Annotated in this window: 18 protein-coding genes, 1 tRNA gene and 1 riboswitch; of the genes, 10 read left to right on the top strand and 9 right to left on the bottom strand. The window is 54.2% G+C overall.

Translation table 11 applies throughout. The features are described from left to right. Window positions 1-25: 25 nt before the first annotated feature. A complete protein-coding gene (locus tag NXS99_RS04030) occupies window positions 26-1,114 on the bottom strand; it encodes a TIGR00730 family Rossman fold protein (protein ID WP_259287378.1) in 1,089 nt (362 codons plus the stop codon). Between the two features lie 227 nt (window positions 1,115-1,341). Here NXS99_RS04030 and NXS99_RS04025 point away from each other — a divergent pair, with 227 nt between their 5' ends. Beyond that, window positions 1,342-2,337: an ROK family protein gene (locus NXS99_RS04025; RefSeq protein WP_259287377.1), complete on the top strand. Its 996-nt coding sequence runs from the start codon at window positions 1,342-1,344 to the stop codon at window positions 2,335-2,337. Here the strand turns inward: NXS99_RS04025 and NXS99_RS04020 are convergent. Together NXS99_RS04020 and NXS99_RS04015 are read right to left on the bottom strand one after the other, a co-directional pair. Further along, window positions 2,329-2,841: a gamma carbonic anhydrase family protein gene (locus NXS99_RS04020; RefSeq protein ID WP_259287376.1), complete on the bottom strand. Its 513-nt coding sequence runs from the start codon at window positions 2,839-2,841 to the stop codon at window positions 2,329-2,331. The two genes, NXS99_RS04025 and NXS99_RS04020, sit on opposite strands and share 9 nt — an antisense overlap. Beyond that, window positions 2,828-3,406 carry a nitroreductase family protein gene (locus tag NXS99_RS04015; RefSeq protein WP_259287375.1) on the bottom strand — a complete coding sequence of 193 codons (579 nt, stop codon included), beginning with the start codon at window positions 3,404-3,406 and terminating at the stop codon, window positions 2,828-2,830. The genes NXS99_RS04020 and NXS99_RS04015 overlap by 14 nt, the downstream gene beginning before the upstream one ends. A 220-nt stretch (window positions 3,407-3,626) precedes the next feature. On the opposite strand from NXS99_RS04015, the gene NXS99_RS04010 reads away from it, so the two are divergent. Then, window positions 3,627-4,844: a dicarboxylate/amino acid:cation symporter gene (locus NXS99_RS04010; RefSeq protein WP_259287374.1), complete on the top strand. Its 1,218-nt coding sequence runs from the start codon at window positions 3,627-3,629 to the stop codon at window positions 4,842-4,844. Here NXS99_RS04010 and thiC read toward each other — a convergent pair. Next, on the bottom strand, window positions 4,822-6,399 hold the full coding sequence (thiC, locus tag NXS99_RS04005) for a phosphomethylpyrimidine synthase ThiC (protein ID WP_310593300.1): 1,578 nt from the start codon (window positions 6,397-6,399) through the stop codon (window positions 4,822-4,824). The genes NXS99_RS04010 and thiC overlap by 23 nt on opposite strands. Next, window positions 6,392-6,509: riboswitch (TPP riboswitch) on the bottom strand. Its footprint overlaps the gene before it by 8 nt. Window positions 6,510-6,653: 144 nt before the next feature. Between thiC and NXS99_RS04000 the strand changes: the two genes are divergently transcribed. Continuing rightward, the gene (locus NXS99_RS04000) at window positions 6,654-7,835 is read left to right on the top strand and encodes an HNH endonuclease signature motif containing protein (RefSeq protein ID WP_259287373.1); all 1,182 of its coding nucleotides are present in this window, start codon (window positions 6,654-6,656) and stop codon (window positions 7,833-7,835) included. On the opposite strand, the gene NXS99_RS03995 is transcribed toward NXS99_RS04000, so the two are convergent. From NXS99_RS03995 to NXS99_RS03980, 4 genes are all read right to left on the bottom strand, one after another. Then, window positions 7,791-8,036 (bottom strand): hypothetical protein, encoded by a 246-nt coding sequence (locus NXS99_RS03995; protein ID WP_259287372.1) that lies wholly within the window; start codon window positions 8,034-8,036, stop codon window positions 7,791-7,793. The two genes, NXS99_RS04000 and NXS99_RS03995, sit on opposite strands and share 45 nt — an antisense overlap. Further along, window positions 8,036-9,031 (bottom strand): biotin synthase BioB, encoded by a 996-nt coding sequence (gene bioB, locus NXS99_RS03990; protein WP_259287371.1) that lies wholly within the window; start codon window positions 9,029-9,031, stop codon window positions 8,036-8,038. The genes NXS99_RS03995 and bioB overlap by 1 nt, the downstream gene beginning before the upstream one ends. 66 nt (window positions 9,032-9,097) lie before the next feature. Next, window positions 9,098-10,399, bottom strand: a complete 1,302-nt coding sequence (locus NXS99_RS03985) for an MFS transporter (protein WP_259287370.1) — start codon at window positions 10,397-10,399, stop codon at window positions 9,098-9,100. Window positions 10,400-10,463: 64 nt separating this feature from the next. Next, window positions 10,464-10,547 (bottom strand) — tRNA-Leu (locus tag NXS99_RS03980). A 136-nt stretch (window positions 10,548-10,683) separates the two neighbouring features. On the opposite strand from NXS99_RS03980, the gene NXS99_RS03975 reads away from it, so the two are divergent. From NXS99_RS03975 to crgA, 7 genes are read left to right on the top strand one after another with little or no spacing between them, the layout of a single operon-like run. After that, complete coding sequence (locus NXS99_RS03975; RefSeq protein ID WP_259287369.1) at window positions 10,684-11,352, top strand: DUF3662 and FHA domain-containing protein; 669 nt, start codon at window positions 10,684-10,686, stop codon at window positions 11,350-11,352. 6 nt (window positions 11,353-11,358) lie between these two features. Continuing rightward, window positions 11,359-11,781: an FHA domain-containing protein gene (locus NXS99_RS03970; RefSeq protein ID WP_259287482.1), complete on the top strand. Its 423-nt coding sequence runs from the start codon at window positions 11,359-11,361 to the stop codon at window positions 11,779-11,781. Next, window positions 11,781-13,022, top strand: coding sequence for a PP2C family serine/threonine-protein phosphatase (locus NXS99_RS03965; protein ID WP_259287368.1), 1,242 nt, complete (start codon window positions 11,781-11,783; stop codon window positions 13,020-13,022). Before NXS99_RS03970 ends, NXS99_RS03965 begins: the two co-directional genes overlap by 1 nt. Then, complete coding sequence (locus NXS99_RS03960; RefSeq protein WP_259287367.1) at window positions 13,006-14,295, top strand: FtsW/RodA/SpoVE family cell cycle protein; 1,290 nt, start codon at window positions 13,006-13,008, stop codon at window positions 14,293-14,295. The genes NXS99_RS03965 and NXS99_RS03960 overlap by 17 nt, the downstream gene beginning before the upstream one ends. Then, window positions 14,292-15,674, top strand: coding sequence for a penicillin-binding transpeptidase domain-containing protein (locus tag NXS99_RS03955; protein WP_259287366.1), 1,383 nt, complete (start codon window positions 14,292-14,294; stop codon window positions 15,672-15,674). The genes NXS99_RS03960 and NXS99_RS03955 overlap by 4 nt, the downstream gene beginning before the upstream one ends. Window positions 15,675-15,702: 28 nt before the next feature. Continuing rightward, window positions 15,703-17,538, top strand: a complete 1,836-nt coding sequence (locus tag NXS99_RS03950; protein ID WP_259287365.1) for a Stk1 family PASTA domain-containing Ser/Thr kinase — start codon at window positions 15,703-15,705, stop codon at window positions 17,536-17,538. A gap of 37 nt (window positions 17,539-17,575) precedes the next feature. Beyond that, the gene (gene crgA, locus NXS99_RS03945) at window positions 17,576-17,845 is read left to right on the top strand and encodes a cell division protein CrgA (protein WP_259287364.1); all 270 of its coding nucleotides are present in this window, start codon (window positions 17,576-17,578) and stop codon (window positions 17,843-17,845) included. Window positions 17,846-17,887: 42 nt separating this feature from the next. On the opposite strand, the gene NXS99_RS03940 is transcribed toward crgA, so the two are convergent. Further along, window positions 17,888-18,412 (bottom strand): peptidylprolyl isomerase, encoded by a 525-nt coding sequence (locus tag NXS99_RS03940; RefSeq protein WP_259287363.1) that lies wholly within the window; start codon window positions 18,410-18,412, stop codon window positions 17,888-17,890. Between the last annotated feature and the right edge of the window lie 5 nt (window positions 18,413-18,417).

The raw sequence follows: 18,417 nt of genomic DNA, 5'->3' as shown, positions 1-18,417 counted from the left end.
CCGTTCGTGAGCATTTTGCGCAATTTTAATGATGCGTACTGGTTGTGCGCGATCCTTTTTTCCACTTTAAGCCCGGATTCGCCCACGACTGGAAACCAGAAAACAGCTCCGGAATATCTTCTGCCAGGATAATCGCGTCCAGGTAGCGCTCCCAGATAAAGCCTTCTTCCCCCATGAGACGTAAGGCATCGACCAGTGCGTTCCAGTAGCCTTCCACATTAAACAAGGCCACCGGGCCGGTATATGGCCCTAATTGTTGGCGCACGAGGACTTCCGAAAGCTCCTCAAGGGTGCCTATACCGCCTGGGAGGGCCACGAAGGCGTCGGCAAGCTCCTCCATGCGGACTTTGCGTTCGGTGATGTCTTTGGTGATTTCCAGGCGCGTAATTCCTGGGTGAGCAAATTCCAGATCCACCAAGCTTTGCGGCATCACACCGATGACTTCGCCGCCGGCTTCCAAACACGCGGTGGCACATTCGCCCATCAGGCCCACGCTGCCGCCGCCATACACCATCGAAATGCCGCGGCGGGCGAGTTCGCGCCCTAAGTCACGGGCAGCTTCGGCATATTCCGGCCGCGCACCGGTCACCGAGCCGCAATACACGGCGACGGCTGAAATCAATGGTGAAAGGGTGCGCAGCATCACGCCAGAGGCATTCTTTGCAACAAATTCATTGCGCGCGTAGAGGCGACGTGCTGGCGATTCTGGTTCCACATGCACGCTCATACCTTGCCAGCCGTGAGTGCGACCATATTGCACAGCTTGTTTAATCAGCCAGCCGCCAAGTCCTTTGCCTTGCCACTGCGGATCAACGCTAATGACAATTTCAGGCACATCTTCGTCGATAAAAGCCCAAGCGTGGATAAAGCTGACCCACATGGCGCCAACCACTGCCCCATCGGTAGTTTCGAGTACAATACCGATATCGCCGCGTTGGGCATCAAAGCTTAAGTACTCGCGCAGCTGCTCGGATTCGAGATCCTCTGCAGTAAAGCGCGGCGCAAGTCGGTTCATGTTGCGCAACACCGCCTCACCACGAATGTGGCGGTCCTCAACTACCATGCTGCGGGCGCGGAGTCCTTCAACGGGGGGTTGCAACACATGAAAACTCATGTTGAATCATTGTATTAGCTTGACTGGCCGGAACGAAACTCCCCAATGAACCGAGCTGTCCACACCAAACGCCATTCTTGTTGAACAAAGCTTAATTTTTTCTGACAATGAATCCCAAACTCCCTCACCACACCAAGAATAACGTCCATGTAGTGGCCAAATAACTCCATACCCAACGGCAACGCCAATTAGACTGAATGGTCTATTTAATATTATAATTTTTTTCTATGCACACTGAGAGTCACCCGAACGCTTCGCAACTGTTTGTTGGTCCAACCAATCCAGCTGCCCTGTGTTTCCAAATTATCCGAATGAAACAGCCTGTGACCCGCACATTCTTGGTCGAACACCTCTCTCATTCTCAACCCACAGTGACTCGGGCGGTCACCGCCTTAATGAAGCATGGTTTAATTCAAGAACAATCCATCAAAATCAAACCGCGCGGTCCTGGTCGCCCCAAAATCCCCCTCGAGGTGGCCCCTAGCGCCTGGGTGCATGCCGGCATCGCAATTGGTACGCACTCGACATATATTGGCCTCTATGGCATTCGCGGCCAGTTGCTGCGCGAAAGCTTTGTTGAAATCCATGCCACTGAGCGCACGGTGGCAAGTTTTGTTGCCGAATTGGCCCAACAGCTCACCACTATGCTGACCGAGCAAGGTTTGCCATTAGCGCATCTTGGCATTTCCACCTCTGGCACGGTGGATCATAATAATTTAATTTCGGCTAAGAACTTGAAATGGGATCGCGTTGATATTTTGACCCCATTCTCGCGCTATTTCGACGTGCCGTTGACCTTATCCAGTGTGGTCGAGGCTATCGCCGGCGCCGAGCAGCAGCACCAGTTGCCACCGTTTGTCACCGCCAAAGAACGCCGTGGCCTGGTGTTATATATGGACGATTCGATCGGTGCGGCAACCCATACCTACAACAAGGTACAGTGCCTGACCGGCAATTATTCTTCGATCCAGGAAACTGCTCTCGGCCTGATTGCGCAAACCAATCCGCATACCGTGGTGCTCGCTGGCGGCGCTTTCCATAATGCTCAGGAAGCCCGCGCCCTTGGGCGTGCGATCCGCACTTCGCGGTTCTCACATGTGGAAATCCGCGTGATCCCAACCCATATTGATAATGCGCGCGCGGCCGCCCGAGCTGTGGCTTTGTGCCAATTTTTGGCCAATCCGGTCAGTTTTGCCACCAGCATGCAGCAATACTCAATCTAACCGATGCTCCGCCGCCAACGCCACATAGCGGGCCGCATGGGCACGAAAGCTTTGCGACGTGGCGTCGTCAAGCATGCGTCGGACCTTGGCAGGAATACCCGCGGCTAAGGCTTGCGGTGGAATTTCGGTGTTTTCCAATACCACCGCACCTGCGGCAATCAGCGCTCCGGTGCCGACCGTGCTGCCCGACAGCAGTGTGGATTTCATGCCAACTAGCACCCCATCAGCCACCGTCGCACCGTGTATTAAGGCCATGTGACCAACCGTGACGTCGTCGCCAATGGTGCAGGCGGCGTCATGGTCGACATGCAGGACGCAATTGTCTTGAATATTGGTGCGCGCCCCGATCCGAATGGCGTTGATATCGCCGCGCAGCACGCAGCCATAAAACACCGAGGCATCCGGACCAATTTCAACATCGCCAATAATGGTCGCGTTCGGCGCAATAAATGCACTGGGATGAATCCGCGGCGTTTTCCCGCGAAACGGCCTAATAATGCTCATTGACGCGACGATTCGCCAAACGACCTGGATGCTCTGGCGTTTCCGCTGGATATCCCATGCCGATAATCAATCCAACCGCGTGTTCCTGCGAACCTCCCAAACCAATGACCTCGAGAACCTTCGCCTCATCCCAACCCGTGGTTGGCACCGTTGCCAGACCCTCGCCCTGAGCTGCGATCAGCGCAAAACCGGCAACCAGCATGGCATCCTTGATCGCAGTTTCCCGCAGCCGCGCGGCATCGGCATTCTCAAAAAAGCGCTGCACAAAACCCGCACGATCCGGCCCGAAAATCTCTTCCAAATCCTGCGGCTTCCCGGCGCGCGCCACGGCAATCAACAACACCGGCGCATTGCGCAAATGCTGCTGGCCAGAAGCGGCCAAAATTCCTTCCTTCACCTCATCCGAACGCACCACGACGAGGTCCGCGCGCTGCGCATTAAAGGCGGTCGGCGCTTCCAGCGCAAGCTTGACGACGCGGTCCAGTACCTCATCAGTCACAGGCTGATCGGTATAGACGCGAGTTGCACGGCGTGATTCAATCGCCTCTGGAACTGTTAATGACATGGGTGGATCTCTCCTAAATTGTTGATGTGTACATTACTTTTCAAAGTATAGTAACCGCACCATGTCTGCACAATATTCCATTTTTGCCAGACCGATCGGTCTATGTGACGTTTACCACTCGGTTATCGTTTCTGGTTGATTTTATGATTTAGTTGTTAAGTCCGCAGCGTAAAGCCACGGAAACAATAACAAAACAATACAGACAGAACGGTCTACTACAATGAAACTTAGCAACTTTGGAACCCAAGTTACCCTCGGTCTCATTATCGGCGGAATCTTGGGACTTCTAGCAAGCAGTTACACCTGGCTAATCCCAGCCCTTGACTGGATAGGCTCCACCTACATCCAGCTGCTGAAGGTCATGATCGCGCCACTGATCCTCACCGCAGTGATTAGCTCCATTGCCAACCTGCGCAAAGTTACCAACGCCGCCCGCCTCGCCGGCCACACCATCTTATGGTTCGGCATTACTGCACTGCTCAGCGTTGTCGCAGGCATTGGCACCGGTATTCTTCTGAAACCAGGCTTGAACTCCACCATCGATCCATCCACCGCAGCAGAGCCAAGCTATACCGGCTCATGGCTCGGCTTCATCGACTCAGTGATTCCAGCCAACTTCCTCGGATTGGAAGAAAACCTCTCCTTCAACGCCCTCCAACTGATCTTCATTGCCATGGCAGTCGGCATCGCCGCAGTCAAAGCCGGCGACAAGGCTACCGCATTTATCGAATTCACCGAATCGCTGCACAAAATCATCCAAGTAATCCTCTGGTGGATTATCCGCATTGCCCCAATCGGCACCGCAGCACTCATCGGCAACGCTATCGCCACCTATGGCTGGGACACCATTGGTTCCTTAAGCAAATTCGTCTTCGCCATCTACGTGGGTCTCGCAATCGTCGTCTTCGGTATCTACCCAGCGCTACTTGTACTAAACAAAATCCCAGTGATCGAATACTACAAGCGCGTCTTCCCAGTAACTTCCCTGGGCTTCGTAAGCCGCTCCTCCATGGGCACTATGCCATTAAATGAACAAATTGCGGAAGAACGCATGGGCGTGCCACGCGAATATGCATCCTTCGCCCTACCACTGGGTGCAACCACCAAAATGGACGGTTGCGCGGCTATCTACCCAGCAGTGGCAGCGATCTTCGTGGCCCAGTTCTACAATATTGAGCTGAACTTGAGCCACTACCTGCTCATTATCTTCGTTTCCGTGATTGGCTCCGCAGCGACCGCAGGTACTACCGGCGCAACTGTCATGCTGACTTTGACCCTATCGACGCTCGGCCTGCCACTTGCTGGCGTTGGTTTGCTCCTCGCCGTCGAGCCGATTGTGGATATGGGCCGCACCGCGGTAAATGTCACTGGACAGAATTTGACCGCGGTGATCGTCGCAAAGCGTCAAGGCATTCTTAAAGAGGCCGTATGGAAATAGCTCGCACATCTTGAGAGATGCGCATTGAGCAGAACTTCGGCCCGCACATCGAACAAAACTGTGCCGACTTCGCAGGCTCTGCAGGCAGCGTTTCATCGTGGAAGGCGATCGCAGTTTCCGGATCCAGGGAAAGTGCAAACTGATCGTACCAACGGAACTCGAAACGGGCCTGCGAGAGCGCGTCGTCACGCTCCTGGGCGCGCGGATGGCCCTTACCCAGATCAGCCGCGTGAGCAGCAATCTTATACGTGATCACACCGGTTTTCACATCATCGCGATTCGGTAAGCCCAAGTGCTCCTTCGGCGTCACATAACACAGCATCGCCGTGCCCGCCTGACCAATAATCGCCGCTCCGATGGCAGACGTAATATGATCGTAGCCCGGCGCGATATCCGTGGTCAGCGGGCCAAGCGTATAAAACGGTGCCTCATCGCACCACTGCTCTTCCCACTCCACATTCACAGCAACCTTGTGCATCGGCACGTGACCCGGACCCTCAATCATCACCTGAACACCATACGAACGGGCAATTTTGGTCAGCTCGCCAAGCGTGCGCAATTCCGCCAACTGAGCCTCATCGTTGGCATCGGCGATTGAGCCCGGGCGCAGGCCGTCGCCAAGGGAGAAGGTAACATCGTAGCGAGCCAAAATCTCACACAATTCGTGGAAATTCGTATACAAAAACGACTCGGTATGATCCTTTAAACACCAAGCCGCCATAATCGAACCGCCGCGCGAGACAATACCCGTTACCCGATTCGCCGTCATCGGTATATATCCAAGCAACACGCCGGCATGCACCGTCATATAATCCACGCCCTGCTCGCACTGCTCAATCACGGTGTCGCGATACAGTTCCCAGGTTAATTTCGTTGGATCACCCTTTACCTTTTCCAGCGCCTGATAAATCGGCACGGTGCCCACCGGAACTGGCGAATTGCGCAAAATCCACTCGCGCGTTTCGTGAATATTCTTACCCGTAGACAAATCCATAATGGTATCGGCGCCCCAACGCGTCGCCCATACCATCTTCTCGACCTCTTCCTGGATCGAAGAAAACACCGCCGAATTGCCAATATTGGCATTGACCTTCACCGCAAATTTCTTACCGATAATCATCGGCTCGATCTCTGGATGGCGATGATTCGCGCAAATCACTGCCCGGCCGGCGGCCACCTCCTCACGCACCACCTCCGGATCGAAACCCTCCCGCTGGGCAATGAATGTCATTTCCGGCGTAATGATTCCAGCACGCGCCCACGCCAACTGGGTGCGAACCAACAGCTCAGGATGCTCATCCGAAGCCGGAACGGCTGGTAATTGTTCCCACTGGCTGCGCAGTTTCGCCAAGCCACGCTCTAAATCCAGCTGCGGATCCTGCTCTGTATAGATACCCGAGGTGTCATAGACCCGGAATTCCTCACCCGTTGTCAGTTCAATGGCTCGCGCTGGCACTTTCAGCGTGGTGATCGAACCGTCTTGATTGCGGTGTTCTACTTCCTCATAGACCTTATGGCTGCGATAAATAGGCCCGGTAGATACACGTGTACTCATGAATACTCCTTCCTTCGCCGGCATTATCCGGACAGGTTCAAGCGGTCGAACCCTGGCCTAGGGTTCCTCTCAGCACATGGATCCTTGTATGTGCTCCCGTGGTTGTAGTTTTTACTACCATAGAACGATTCTGGCCACAAACCAAAACCCAAATCTGTGGAAAACGTTTTTTCGCACGGCAAGTTATCCACAGATTTCAGCTTTCTTGCGGCTTGCCCTTGTGCAACGTTTGGTACCGTTTTACCCTAACCACCATGAGCACATATCAGGCATGGATTGACGGTCAGCGAGCTGGCGCTGCCATGCTGCTTCACGTGCGACGCAATCACCTTGATGTCACCACGGTCGAGCAGCTAGCTCAGGTCGACCCCAAGACTGCGCGTGCCCTTGTGCATCTTGCTTCCCAATTCACCCTGCGCCACCTCGAGCAGGCCAGCGAGCATGGATTGTCCATCAACCAGCTTGAGCACATCAACCGCGCAGTTCGCCAGGTTCGCAATCCCCAGTCCGATCTGCGCAAGGAATTCATCGATGCCGCCCCGCAGCGCCTCGTCCGACACTTGCGCGATTACCTGCAGCAGCGCGTCGCTGAGCTCAACGAGGGCGAGCTCGAGCACCTCCCGCAAAAACGCTTCAATCTTGCCAAGCAGCCCGACGCTTACGGCCGCTGCTTCTTCACGGGCGTAATGCCGCAAGCCACCGCTGCCACGATTCGACGCATCCTGCACAAAGATGCGATTGCTTTACGACGCTCCCAGCAATCTCTTTCCTACGAAGATGCCTTCGGTGAAGCTTTCATCCAGCGCCTACTTGGTAAGCATCGTGCTGAGCATTCACTTGGCCCTTGCTTTTTATGGCCACTTGAGCACACCAGTACCTATTTTGCCGATGGCACAGCCGTCACTACCGACGGTGGCAAACTACGCCTCCAAGATTTACTCAATACCAAACTTGCAGATTATGGCTATGCCGTTCTCTACGGCCTCGACGAAAACGGCCAACCAGCACCAGTGAGTGGTGCCGTTGTCACCAGAACCGAAGTCGACGGAAGCGGACGCGATCCGAAACGGCATTTCTCACCATGGCAAAAATTCCTAGCATGTGTTGACAATCTTACCTGCGCATATCCAGGCTGCGAGCGAGCAGCTGCCACATGCCAAGGACACCACATCACCGCCTGGAATCAAGGTGGGCGCACGGAAATGAGCAATCTTGCTCCCCTGTGTGGCCCTCACAATGCCCAAAACGACGATGACCCCGAAAAACCTCCAGTGAACGGCAGAATCGAACGAGATCCCGAAACTGGCTTTCTCGGACATCGACGGCATAGATCCAGCCCCATTATCACCGAGCCGCATCCAAAAAGTGGAGCCAGCTGGATCCGCTCGCTCCTAGCGGCGACCGAGAAACACGGAGTCCACACTTCCGTGCCGTGAGCATTTCGCTTCCCAACCATCGGGACGAACCTGCACCACCATACGCCGGCCACATAGCTGGCAAAATCGTGGTGCCTCCAATCCTGCGCGCGCTGAGGGCGAGAGCTTAATTTCGGCATATTCAGATAAATTCTGCCCCGTATTCGGGTGAAACACCGGCGGTTCACCAGCAAGTACTGCTGCAAGCAATTGATCCTGCATTAGATACTCGAATTCAGCACTTTGATCGGAAGACGGAGGCGATCAAGCATGTCTAGATCCTGTTCCATTGGCCTTCCCAAGGTCGTCAGATAATTACCCACGATTACTGCGTTGATACCACCAAGCAACCCTTGCTCAGTGCCTAGATCGCCCAAGGTTAATTCACGCCCACCAGCGAAACGCAGCATGGTTCGTGGCAGTGCCAGACGGAAAGCTCCAACCGCACGCAGCGCATCTTTGCTATCCATGACTTCGTAGTCTGCAAATGGCGTGCCTGGACGCGGATCTAAGAAATTAATGGGCACTTCTGTTGGGTTTAATTCTGCAAGTTCGATGGCAAATTCTGCGCGCTGTTCCAAACTTTCGCCCATACCAAGGATGCCACCCGAACAAACTTCCATGCCGGATTCGGCAACCATTTTCAGGGTATCGCGCCGCGATTCCCAGGTGTGGGTGGTTACCACCTTTGGAAAATACGATCGCGCCGTTTCCAAATTATGGTTATACCGATGTACGCCGGCGGCTTTGAGCCGATCCACTTGTTCTTGGGTCAAGATTCCAACGGAGGCCGCCACTTCAATCTCTACCTCGGCTTTGATGGCAGCAACGGCTTGCTCAAGCTGGCTCATGAGTCGCTCATCGGGACCTTTTACCGCAGCCACGATGCAAAATTCAGTCGCCCCAGATTTCTGGGTTTGTTTCGCCGCTTCTATGAGCCCTTGGATGTCTAACCATGCAGAACGTACGGGAGATTCAAATAACCCCGATTGGGAGCAAAAGTGGCAATCTTCAGGGCATCCACCTGTTTTCAGCGAGACAATTCCTTCTACTTCGACTTCTTCCCCACACCAGCGCAGTCGCACTTGGTGGGCAAGGTCGAGAAGCTCCGAGATTCGCGTTTCTTCAAGCTGTAGGACTTGCAGAATCTCTTCTTTATCCAGCCCAATGCCTTGGGTAAGCACTTTTGTCCGTGCTAGTTCAAGAATGTCACTCATGTATTGGAAATTCCTTATTGGTTGAACCGTGTTCAAGTATTGTAACTGATTCAACCAATGGAATTTCTAGAGTCCGTGGAGCGCACTTTCTCGTTGTTCTTGTTCAGCTCCAATGCCAAGTTGAATGTCATTGCGGTTTTTAAATAACAGTGCCGCCACAAGGCCGATCAACGCCATTGTCATGAGATAGTATGTGACAGCTTGGGTGCTGCCGGTGGTTTTCACCAGGTAGGCTGCGATCATTGGGGAGAATGCTCCACCCAGAATGGCACCGAGCGCATAGGTAACGGAAACACCAGAGAAGCGTACTGATGCTGGGAACAACTCAGCATAGAAGGCCGATTGTTGGCCGTAGGTGAATCCAAGACCAATGGTCAAAATAGCCAATGCAATGAATAATCTGCCACTATCTACCAGTGGGAACAGCAGCCAAATGCCGCCCATCTGCATCAAGAAGCCAAGAATGTAGGTATTACGACGCCCGATATAGTCGGAAACAATACCGGCCATAAGAGTAAAAACTAGCCAGAAGGCTGCGGATGCGCTCACCGCAAACAACACGTAACTGCGTTCCATACCAAGCGTGCCGGTTGCATAGTTTTGAATAAATCCACCGGTTGTCATATACCCAGCAGCTCCATTACCGGCAAAGATCAGCGCTGCGAGCAACACAACCACCCAGTTATGGCGCAGCATTTTGCCCAGCGGATTATTCGTCATGCGCTTGCGTTCCGAGATCTCTGTAAATACCGGCGATTCATCGACCCCGTGACGGATAAAGTGCCCGATAAATATCAGCACAAAGCTCAGCAGGAACGGAATACGCCATCCCCACTCAATGAAGGCATCGCCCGGTGCGATCAGCGCCATAATGGCCAACACGCCTGAAGACATCAGCAAGCCGAGTGGCACGCCAATTTGCGGGAAGGCCCCAAACAGGCCGCGTCGTCCGGCAGGGGCGTGTTCAACTGCCATGAGTACGGCTCCGCCCCACTCACCACCAGCCGAGACACCCTGAATGATGCGCAAAAATATCAAAATCAGTGGGGCCGCGATTCCGATCGTCGCAAAGCTGGGTAGTAACCCGATGAGGGTGGTGGCAATACCCATGCCCATGAGGGTGATGCGTAGGACGGCGCGGCGTCCGATGCGGTCGCCGAAGTGTCCAGCTAGGAAAGCGCCGAGCGGGCGGAAGAGGAAGGAAAGTCCGACACTGAGGAAGGCCAGGAGGGTGGCAACGGTCGGATCGTCGGTTGCGAAGAAGGTGTGGTTGAAGACGAGGCCAGCGGCTGCGGCGTACAGAAAAAAGTCGTACCATTCAATGGCCGTACCAATAATTGTTGCGGCAGCTATTCGGTTGTGGTTCATAGGATCCCTTCATGCAAAAAAATGGAGGGTACAAACCCTAAGGCCTGTACCCTCCGACTCTCTGTGCCCAGGGGGGGACTTGAACCCCCACGTCCTTGCGAACACTGGCACCTGAAGCCAGCGCGTCTGCCAATTCCGCCACCTGGGCATATAAAATGCGACTTGCTAAAGATACCATACTCAGCCCCTGTCGCGTCAAACGAGCAGCTCGCGGCGGCCAAATGATGAGGAAATGCCGGACTTTCCCTATACTGGATGCATTAGAAAAGAAAGTGAGGCGAACAATGTCTTTCCTTGGCAAGATTGCAAAACTGGATAGTTCTTTGCAGCGAAGCATGGATAACGGCTTCGCCGCTGTTTTTGGTGGCCAGGTCGTCCCTGCTGAAATTGAGGAACTGCTGAAGCAGGAAATTGAAGATAATGTGGTGCGCTCCGACACTGGTACGGTTCATGCTCCCAACAGTTTCGTGGTGCGGGTTTCGCCGCCCGACTTCGAACATATTAGCCGTGAGCATCCACATCTTGGCACCGAGTTTGCCGATCTCCTCACGCGTTATCTGCGCAATCAGGGCTGGGAAACACGAGGTCGTGTCACGGTTACCTTTGAACAGGAAGATTCCATGAAAACAGGTCAATTGCGAGTCGCTTCCGCAATCGTGCCATCGACGAAAACCGTCACGCTCCTGCTCCAAGATGGATCTTCACGCACCCACGTGGTTAACGAAGGTTCCACGCTCATTGGCCGCGGCAACGATGTGGATTTCCGCCTTCCAGATACCGGCGTTTCCCGCCACCACGCCGAAATCGTCTGGAATGGCGAGGATGCCATCTTAGTCGACCTGCAATCCACCAACGGCACCACCGTCAATGACACACCAATCGAAAATTGGCTGCTTGCCGACGGCGACATCATCACTGTCGGCCACTCCCACATCGAAGTCCGGATTGTGTAGGTGCCAATGACTGATCTCATTGCGCTGATCCTGCGCTTCGGTATTCTCATTGCCCTATGGATTTTCGTATTCATCTCCCTGCTCGCCATGAATAAGGCCGCAACCCCCGCAGCCACCGTTCCATCAGGCGGCGGCCGTCCGAAAGCACTCGCGATTGTCGACGGTCCCCTGGCTGGCAGACAGATGGATATTACCCAGCTCACCGAATTCACCATCGGCCGTTCCGCTGCCTCCTCGGTATCTATCCAGGATGATTTCGCTTCCGGCCAACACGCCCGCTTGTTCCGCCGCGGCTCCGACTGGTTCATCGATGACCTCGATTCTCGCAATGGCACCTTCGTGCAGGGTGTGCGCATTGACACTCCCGAGCGCCTCCAAGCTGGCTTCGAAATCAAAATCGGGAGCACAACATTAAGGTTGGTCGGCTAATGAAACTAGATTTCGCAATTGGTTCTGATCAGGGCTTGGTACGCGGCAATAACGAAGATTCCGCTTATGCCGGCCCTCATTTGCTCGTGCTTGCCGACGGTATGGGTGGACACGCCGCAGGTGAAGTAGCTTCCGAATTGATGGTGCAGCATTTGGCTGCCATCGACGCGGATCCTGGCGAGAATGATATGGTGGCCATCTTGGCTTCTGTTGCAGATGAGGCCAATCATGCCATTGCTCGCACCATCCACGAGGATCCGCAAACCCAAGGCATGGGCACAACGCTCACCGCTTTGATGTTTAATGGCCATGAGCTGGCCTTGTGCCACGTTGGAGATTCGCGTGGCTATCGCCTGCGCGATGGCAAATTAGAACGTCTCACCGTCGACGATACCTACGTGCAATCCTTAATCGATCGAGGTGAACTTTCCGTTGAGGATGCTTCGACTCATCCGCAGCGTTCGATGATTTTGAAGGCGTATACCGGTCGGCCAGTTGAACCAACGCTGCGCGTACTCGATGTTGCTGTCGGCGATCGTATTTTATTGTGCTCCGATGGTCTCTCCGATCCAGTTTCCACTGAGACTATTGAGGCTGAGCTCGGCACTGGCACTCCCAATGATGCCGTCCAACGCATGATCGAATTGGCCCTGCGTTCGGGTGGTCCCGATAATGTCACCATTGTGGTTGCCGACGTGGTTGCCGAGTCCACCACAATTCCTGCCAAGCCAATGCTCGCCGGTGCCATTACTGGCGAAAAGGTCGAGCCACTGCACCCAGATACGGCCGCTGGTCGAGCAGCTGTGGCATTGCAACGCCAATCGCAGACCATCGCACCGGCACCGACACCCGCATCGTCGTCAAAGCACCTATGGAAAATCCTCCTTGCGGTACTCGTGCTGCTTGCCGGTGGTTTGTTCCTGGGGAAGAACCTCCTCGACCAACGCCTCTACCTGGCCGTGACCGAGCAGCAAACAGTCGTAATCGAGCAGGGCGTCAATATTCGCTATTTGCACGCCCCTGTCAAGCAAGCCTGCATCACTGAAAAGTCGTATCGCGCCTATTTCGCCGATCTCGACGATCCGAATTGCACACCGCTGAAGATCAGCGATTTGCAGCCGCAAGCCGCCACCCAGGTCCGCTCGGGCGAGGTTTCTGGCGATGAACGCGATATGCTTGCGGTTTTAAAAACCGTCAAGCCAAAGCTTAATGGGAGCTTGTCGAATGCCTCTAAAAAGTAAATTTCGCGGCCGCGAGTTATTGCTGCTCATTGCAGCCACACTGATCTTTTTCGCCGCAATTTTCAGCATGGACGTGCCTATCGACGCGGCCTTTTTCCAACTTCTGCTAGGCTTCGTCGGCGTCTTCTTCCTCGCCCACGTCGTATTGTCGTTCTTCGCCCCAAATTCCGATCAAGTGATGCTCCCGATCGCCGCCTTACTCAACGGCTTAGGCATCGCCATGATTTTCCGCCTCGACCTGGCTCTGGAAACCTCAATGGCCTCGCGCCAGATTGTCTGGACCCTCGTCGGCGTCGTCTTATTCGTCCTGGTGCTCGTGTTCTTACGCGATCACCGGTATCTATCCAGATTCTCCTACATCCTAGGAATCGTCGGCCTAATCTTGCTCGCGCTGCCTTTGGTATGGCCCGTTTCAGCGAATAATTCCACAGACGCTCGCATCTGGATATATATCAACGGCTTTTCGGTGCAGCCAGGCGAGTTCTCCAAGATTTTCTTACTCTTGTTCTTCTCCCAGCTGCTAATCAATAAGCGCGCCTTGTTTAACGTTGCTGGTGCCAAGATTTTGGGTATTGAGTTTCCGCGTTTGCGCGATCTGGGACCAATTTTGGCGGTGTGGGGCATCGCGATTTTCATCATGGCCGGTGAAAATGACTTCGGTCCAGCATTGTTATTGTTTAGCACGGTGTTGGGCATGATCTATATGGCCACTGGCCGAGTATCCTGGTTGATGATCGGTACCTTCTTAGTGGCGCTGGGCGGCACTGTGATTTATCAGATTTCAAGCAAGATCCAGACCCGTATCGCCAATTTCCTCGATCCCTTCCAAGATCCTGAGGGTGCCGGTTTCCAACCCACGCAGGCGCTTTTCGGCATGTCCTATGGTGGTTTAACTGGCCGCGGTTTGGGCCAGGGCCATCCCTATTTAGTGCCAGTTGCCTGGACGGATTATATCCTCTCCTCGATTGGCGAGGAGCTGGGTCTGATCGGCGTCAGCGCCATTTTGTTGTTATTCGCAGCGTTTGTCACCCGTGGCATGATCACCGCCTTAAATACCCAGGATTCTTTCGGCAAGTTGGTGGCGGCTGGTTTGTCACTCACGGTCGCTATCCAGGTATTTGTGGTGACCGCTGGTATTTCTTCCCTGATGCCAATGACGGGTCTGACAACCCCATTTATGTCGCAGGGTGGTTCTTCCTTAATGGCGAATTATATTTTGCTAGCCATCATTTTGCGCATTTCTGATTCCACTGCACGAAAGGTGGCTGCATGAACCGGTCAATCCGTGCCAGTTTGAGTTTCTGCCTGCTGTTGACCGTGATTCTGCTGGCCAATCTCACGAATATCCACGTGCTCAAAAACGATGAATACGCCCAGCAGCCCACGAATCGTCGTGGCTTAATTGATAGTTTCACCATTCCGCGCGGTTCGGTGCTCGTTGCCGGCGAGGTTATCGCTGGCTCCGAGCAAGGCGACGACGGCACCTATCATCGCACGTACCCACTCGATCCAGTTCCTTATGCTTCGGTCTTAGGCTACTGGACCCCAACGAAGGACCAATCCGGCTTAGAAGCAGGCTATGACCACTACTTCACTGGCGAAGCTTCGGCTATCAAGCAGTCATGGGATGGTCTATTTTCCCGTGAAAAGCCCGTCGGCAATGTGGAATTAACCCTTAATCCACAAGTGCAGGTGGCGGCCTTTGACGCCTTGGCGCGGAATAACTACGAGGGCGCGGCGGTCGTCGTCAAGCCTTCGACTGGGGCAATTTTGGCGATGGCAAGCACCCCGTCCTTTGATCCGCGCTCCACGCCGATTGAGGAAATTAAGTCCCAGGAATTGGCGCTGAATCGGGCCACGCAGGATGCGTTGCCACCTGGTTCTACCTTCAAGGTGATTACTACCGCAGCGGCGTTGGCGCAGGGTTTTACGCCTGATTCGCCGGTGACGGGAGCAGCTCAGGTGCCAATTGCAGGTACCGATATGTTCTTGGAAAACTATGGTGGCCAGCCATGTGCTGGTGGTGGCACGGTGGATCTGCGCACCGCCTTTGCAAATTCTTGTAATACGGCGTTTGTGGAGGTAGCTGACGCGGTTGGTCCAGAGAAATTAACGGAGGCCGCCACGTTATTTGGGGTCACCGATAGTTACGATCTGGGTGTGGCGAATGTGGCCGGCACGATTGGTGAGATTTCGCCAAGTAGTGCCATCGGCCAGCAAGATATTCGCATGACTGCGTTGCACAATGCGATGGTGGCTGCCACGGTCGCCAACCATGGGGTGCGCATGGAGCCGTATTTGGTTGAGCAAGTGGTGACAAACCACGGCAAGATCGTCGAAAAGCATAGTCCGGTCAAGCGCGCGGATGTCCTTGATACATCGATTGCACAGTCCTTGACTGAGTTGATGCACGCTTCGGAGTTGCACACTCCAGGCGGAGATCCGCGGATTGCGTCGAAAACTGGCACGGCGGAACACGGCGTGGACTCGCGCAATTCGGCACCGCATACTTGGTATATTGCTTTTTTGCCGGACGCTGATGTGGCGGTTGCGGTGGTTGTGAAAAACGGTGGTCATTTGGGCACGGGGGCCACCGGTGGTACTGTTGCAGCCCCGATTGGGCGAAGCTTGTTGCAGGTGGCCGCACATTGATTACTTTATTGGTTCGAGGAGTTACCCTATGATTGCTCAGCGATATGAACTTGGTCCGGTCATCGGCACTGGTGGTATGTCGGAAGTGTACGAAGCCACCGATACTGTACTCGGCCGCATGGTGGCGGTGAAGCTGCTGCGAAAGGAAATGGCGCGCGATAGCAATTTCCGCGAGCGTTTCCGCAAGGAGGCTCAAAACGCTGGCAAGCTGAATCATGCAGCGATTGTGGCCGTGTACGACACCGGCGAAGAGCTTATCGACGGTATCTCCACCCCATATATCGTGATGGAGCTGGTCAAGGGCCACAATCTGCGCGAAATTGTGCGCGATAACGGTGTCTTAAGTCCCGAAGAAGCCGCCACCACCTTAATTCCGGTGTGCGAAGCGCTCCAGGTGAGCCACGATGCAGGCATTATCCACCGCGATATTAAGCCTGCCAATATCATGATCACCAACACTGGCATCGTGAAAATTATGGATTTCGGCATCGCCCGCGCCTTGGACGATTCCACCGCCGCAATGACCCAAACTTCCGCCGTCATTGGTACCGCCCAGTACCTTTCCCCCGAGCAAGCTCGCGGCAAAGCCGTTGACGGCCGTTCGGATATTTACGCCCTTGGCTGCGTGATGTACGACATCATCACTGGTCACCCACCATTTGAGGGAGAAACCCCATTTGCGGTGGCCTACCAGCACGTCCAGGAAGATCCATCGGTACCAAGCGATTTCATTCCTGGGCTATCCCCATCGGAAGCATTAAACGTTAATGCGGTGGTGCTCACTGCCATGGCGAAACATCCTGGCGATCGCTACCAGTCCGCCACCGATTTTGCTGCCGATCTGCGTCGCCTCGAACGCGGCGCGGTCACCGCTGCAGCACGCAGTTATGTAGAAGAACCGCCTGCACCGGTCGTCGAAAAGCGCAGCAAAGTACTGCCAATCATTGGCGCAACCCTGGCACTAGCCTCAGTCGGCTTCCTGTCATATTTCACCTACGAATACTTCAACGTGAAACCCGCCCCCGTCGCCCAGCAAATCATGCTGCCGGACTACGCCTTGGTTTCGCAAGAAGACACAGTGGATCACTTGCAAAAGCTCGCATTGCAGCCTGAAATCCTCGAACAACATGATTCTGAGGTGCCGCGCGGCCTCGTCATCCGCACCAATCCACCAGCAAACACGGTGCTTGCGTCAGGCGCAAAAGTCACGGTTTTTGTATCTTCGGGTAAGGAAATTGCCGAAGTCCCAGATCTCAGCGATAAAACGACCGCCGAAGCTGCAAAGATTCTGAAGAAAGCAGGCTTAGAACTTGCCGAGGAAATCAAAGAAGATTCTTCCGAAACGGTCAAAGAAGGTCGGGTAATTACCCAGAGCCCTTCGCCTGGTTCGCAGGTAAGCCACGGCTCAAAGGTCACCATTACCGTCTCGAAGGGCCTGGCGCAGCAGCGCATCCCAATTATCACGGGTATGCAGTGGAAGCAGGCCGAAACTAATCTCACTTCCTTGGGCTTTGCCCCTGTGGTGGAAACTGTCGATGGCATCGAACCATCCGGCACCGTGATCTTTGTCGCTGGCGAAGGCTCTGAGGTTGATGCCAAATCAAACGTCGAGGTGCGCATCTCGAATGGTCAGCTGATCGCGCTGCCAGATCTCACGCGCAAAACCCCGCACGAGGCGCAATCCGATCTCACCGCGCTCGGCTGGCAAGGATCCTTCATCTATGGCGACCCTGTCAAAACCGGCGCGCTTGTCGACGGTGGTAAGATCGCCTATCAAGCCCAAAATCCTGGAACCCCAATTCGCAAAGACGCCACAGTTGATATTTCTCTCTGGGAGTTCGACATCACGGCCCTAAGCCCTTAACATTGAAATATTCATACTTTACTCAAAGGTTATACTCATGCCAAAGTCAAAAATTTCCCATAATCCACTCCCAATTTCCTCTGGTAACAGTGCCAATCGCACCCCAGTGAAAATTAATTCTTCAGGCACCCCAGTCTGGTACAAGACCATCATGTTTGGCCTCATGCTTGCTGGTTTATTGTGGCTGATCGTCTTCTACTTGGCCGGTCCAAAGATCGACTACATGGTGCAGCTCGGTGCCATGAACTATGGTGTTGGCTTCGGCTTATTCATCGTAGGCCTGCTCATGACCATGGGCTGGCGTTAAAAAATGGAGCCTACCGGCTTGGTAGGCTCCATTTTTTATGTATTACTTCTGAATCTCAACAGATTCAATCACAACTGGCTCGACTGGGCGATCGTAGCGATCGGTACCAGTGGTTGCAATTGCAGCCACAACTTTTTGGGATTCCGCATCCAGAACCTCACCGAAAATGGTGTGGTGATTATTCAGATGCGGTGTTGGAGCCACAGTGATGAAGAACTGAGAACCGTTGGTACCAGGGCCTGCATTTGCCATTGCCAACAGGAATGGGCGGTCGAAACGCAATTCTGGGTGGAATTCGTCAGCGAAGTGGTAGCCAGGGCCGCCACGACCGGTGCCGGTTGGGTCGCCACCTTGGATCATGAAGCCTGCAATGACGCGGTGGAAAATCGCACCATCGTAGAATGGGCCTTCGGTAGAACCAGAAGCATTCTCGGTCTTGTACTCAGCAGTGCCATCGGCAAGGGTCACGAAGTTTTCCACGGTCTTTGGTGCATGGTTACCAAAAAGCGCAATTTTAATATCTCCACGGTTCGTATGCAGAACAGCGGTAGCAGTATGAATAGTCATGCCAG

The organism is Corynebacterium sp. HS2168-gen11, assembly GCF_024834075.1.
In the GTDB taxonomy this organism is placed as follows: domain Bacteria; phylum Actinomycetota; class Actinomycetes; order Mycobacteriales; family Mycobacteriaceae; genus Corynebacterium.
This window is presented reverse-complemented; position numbering and strand designations above follow the sequence as displayed.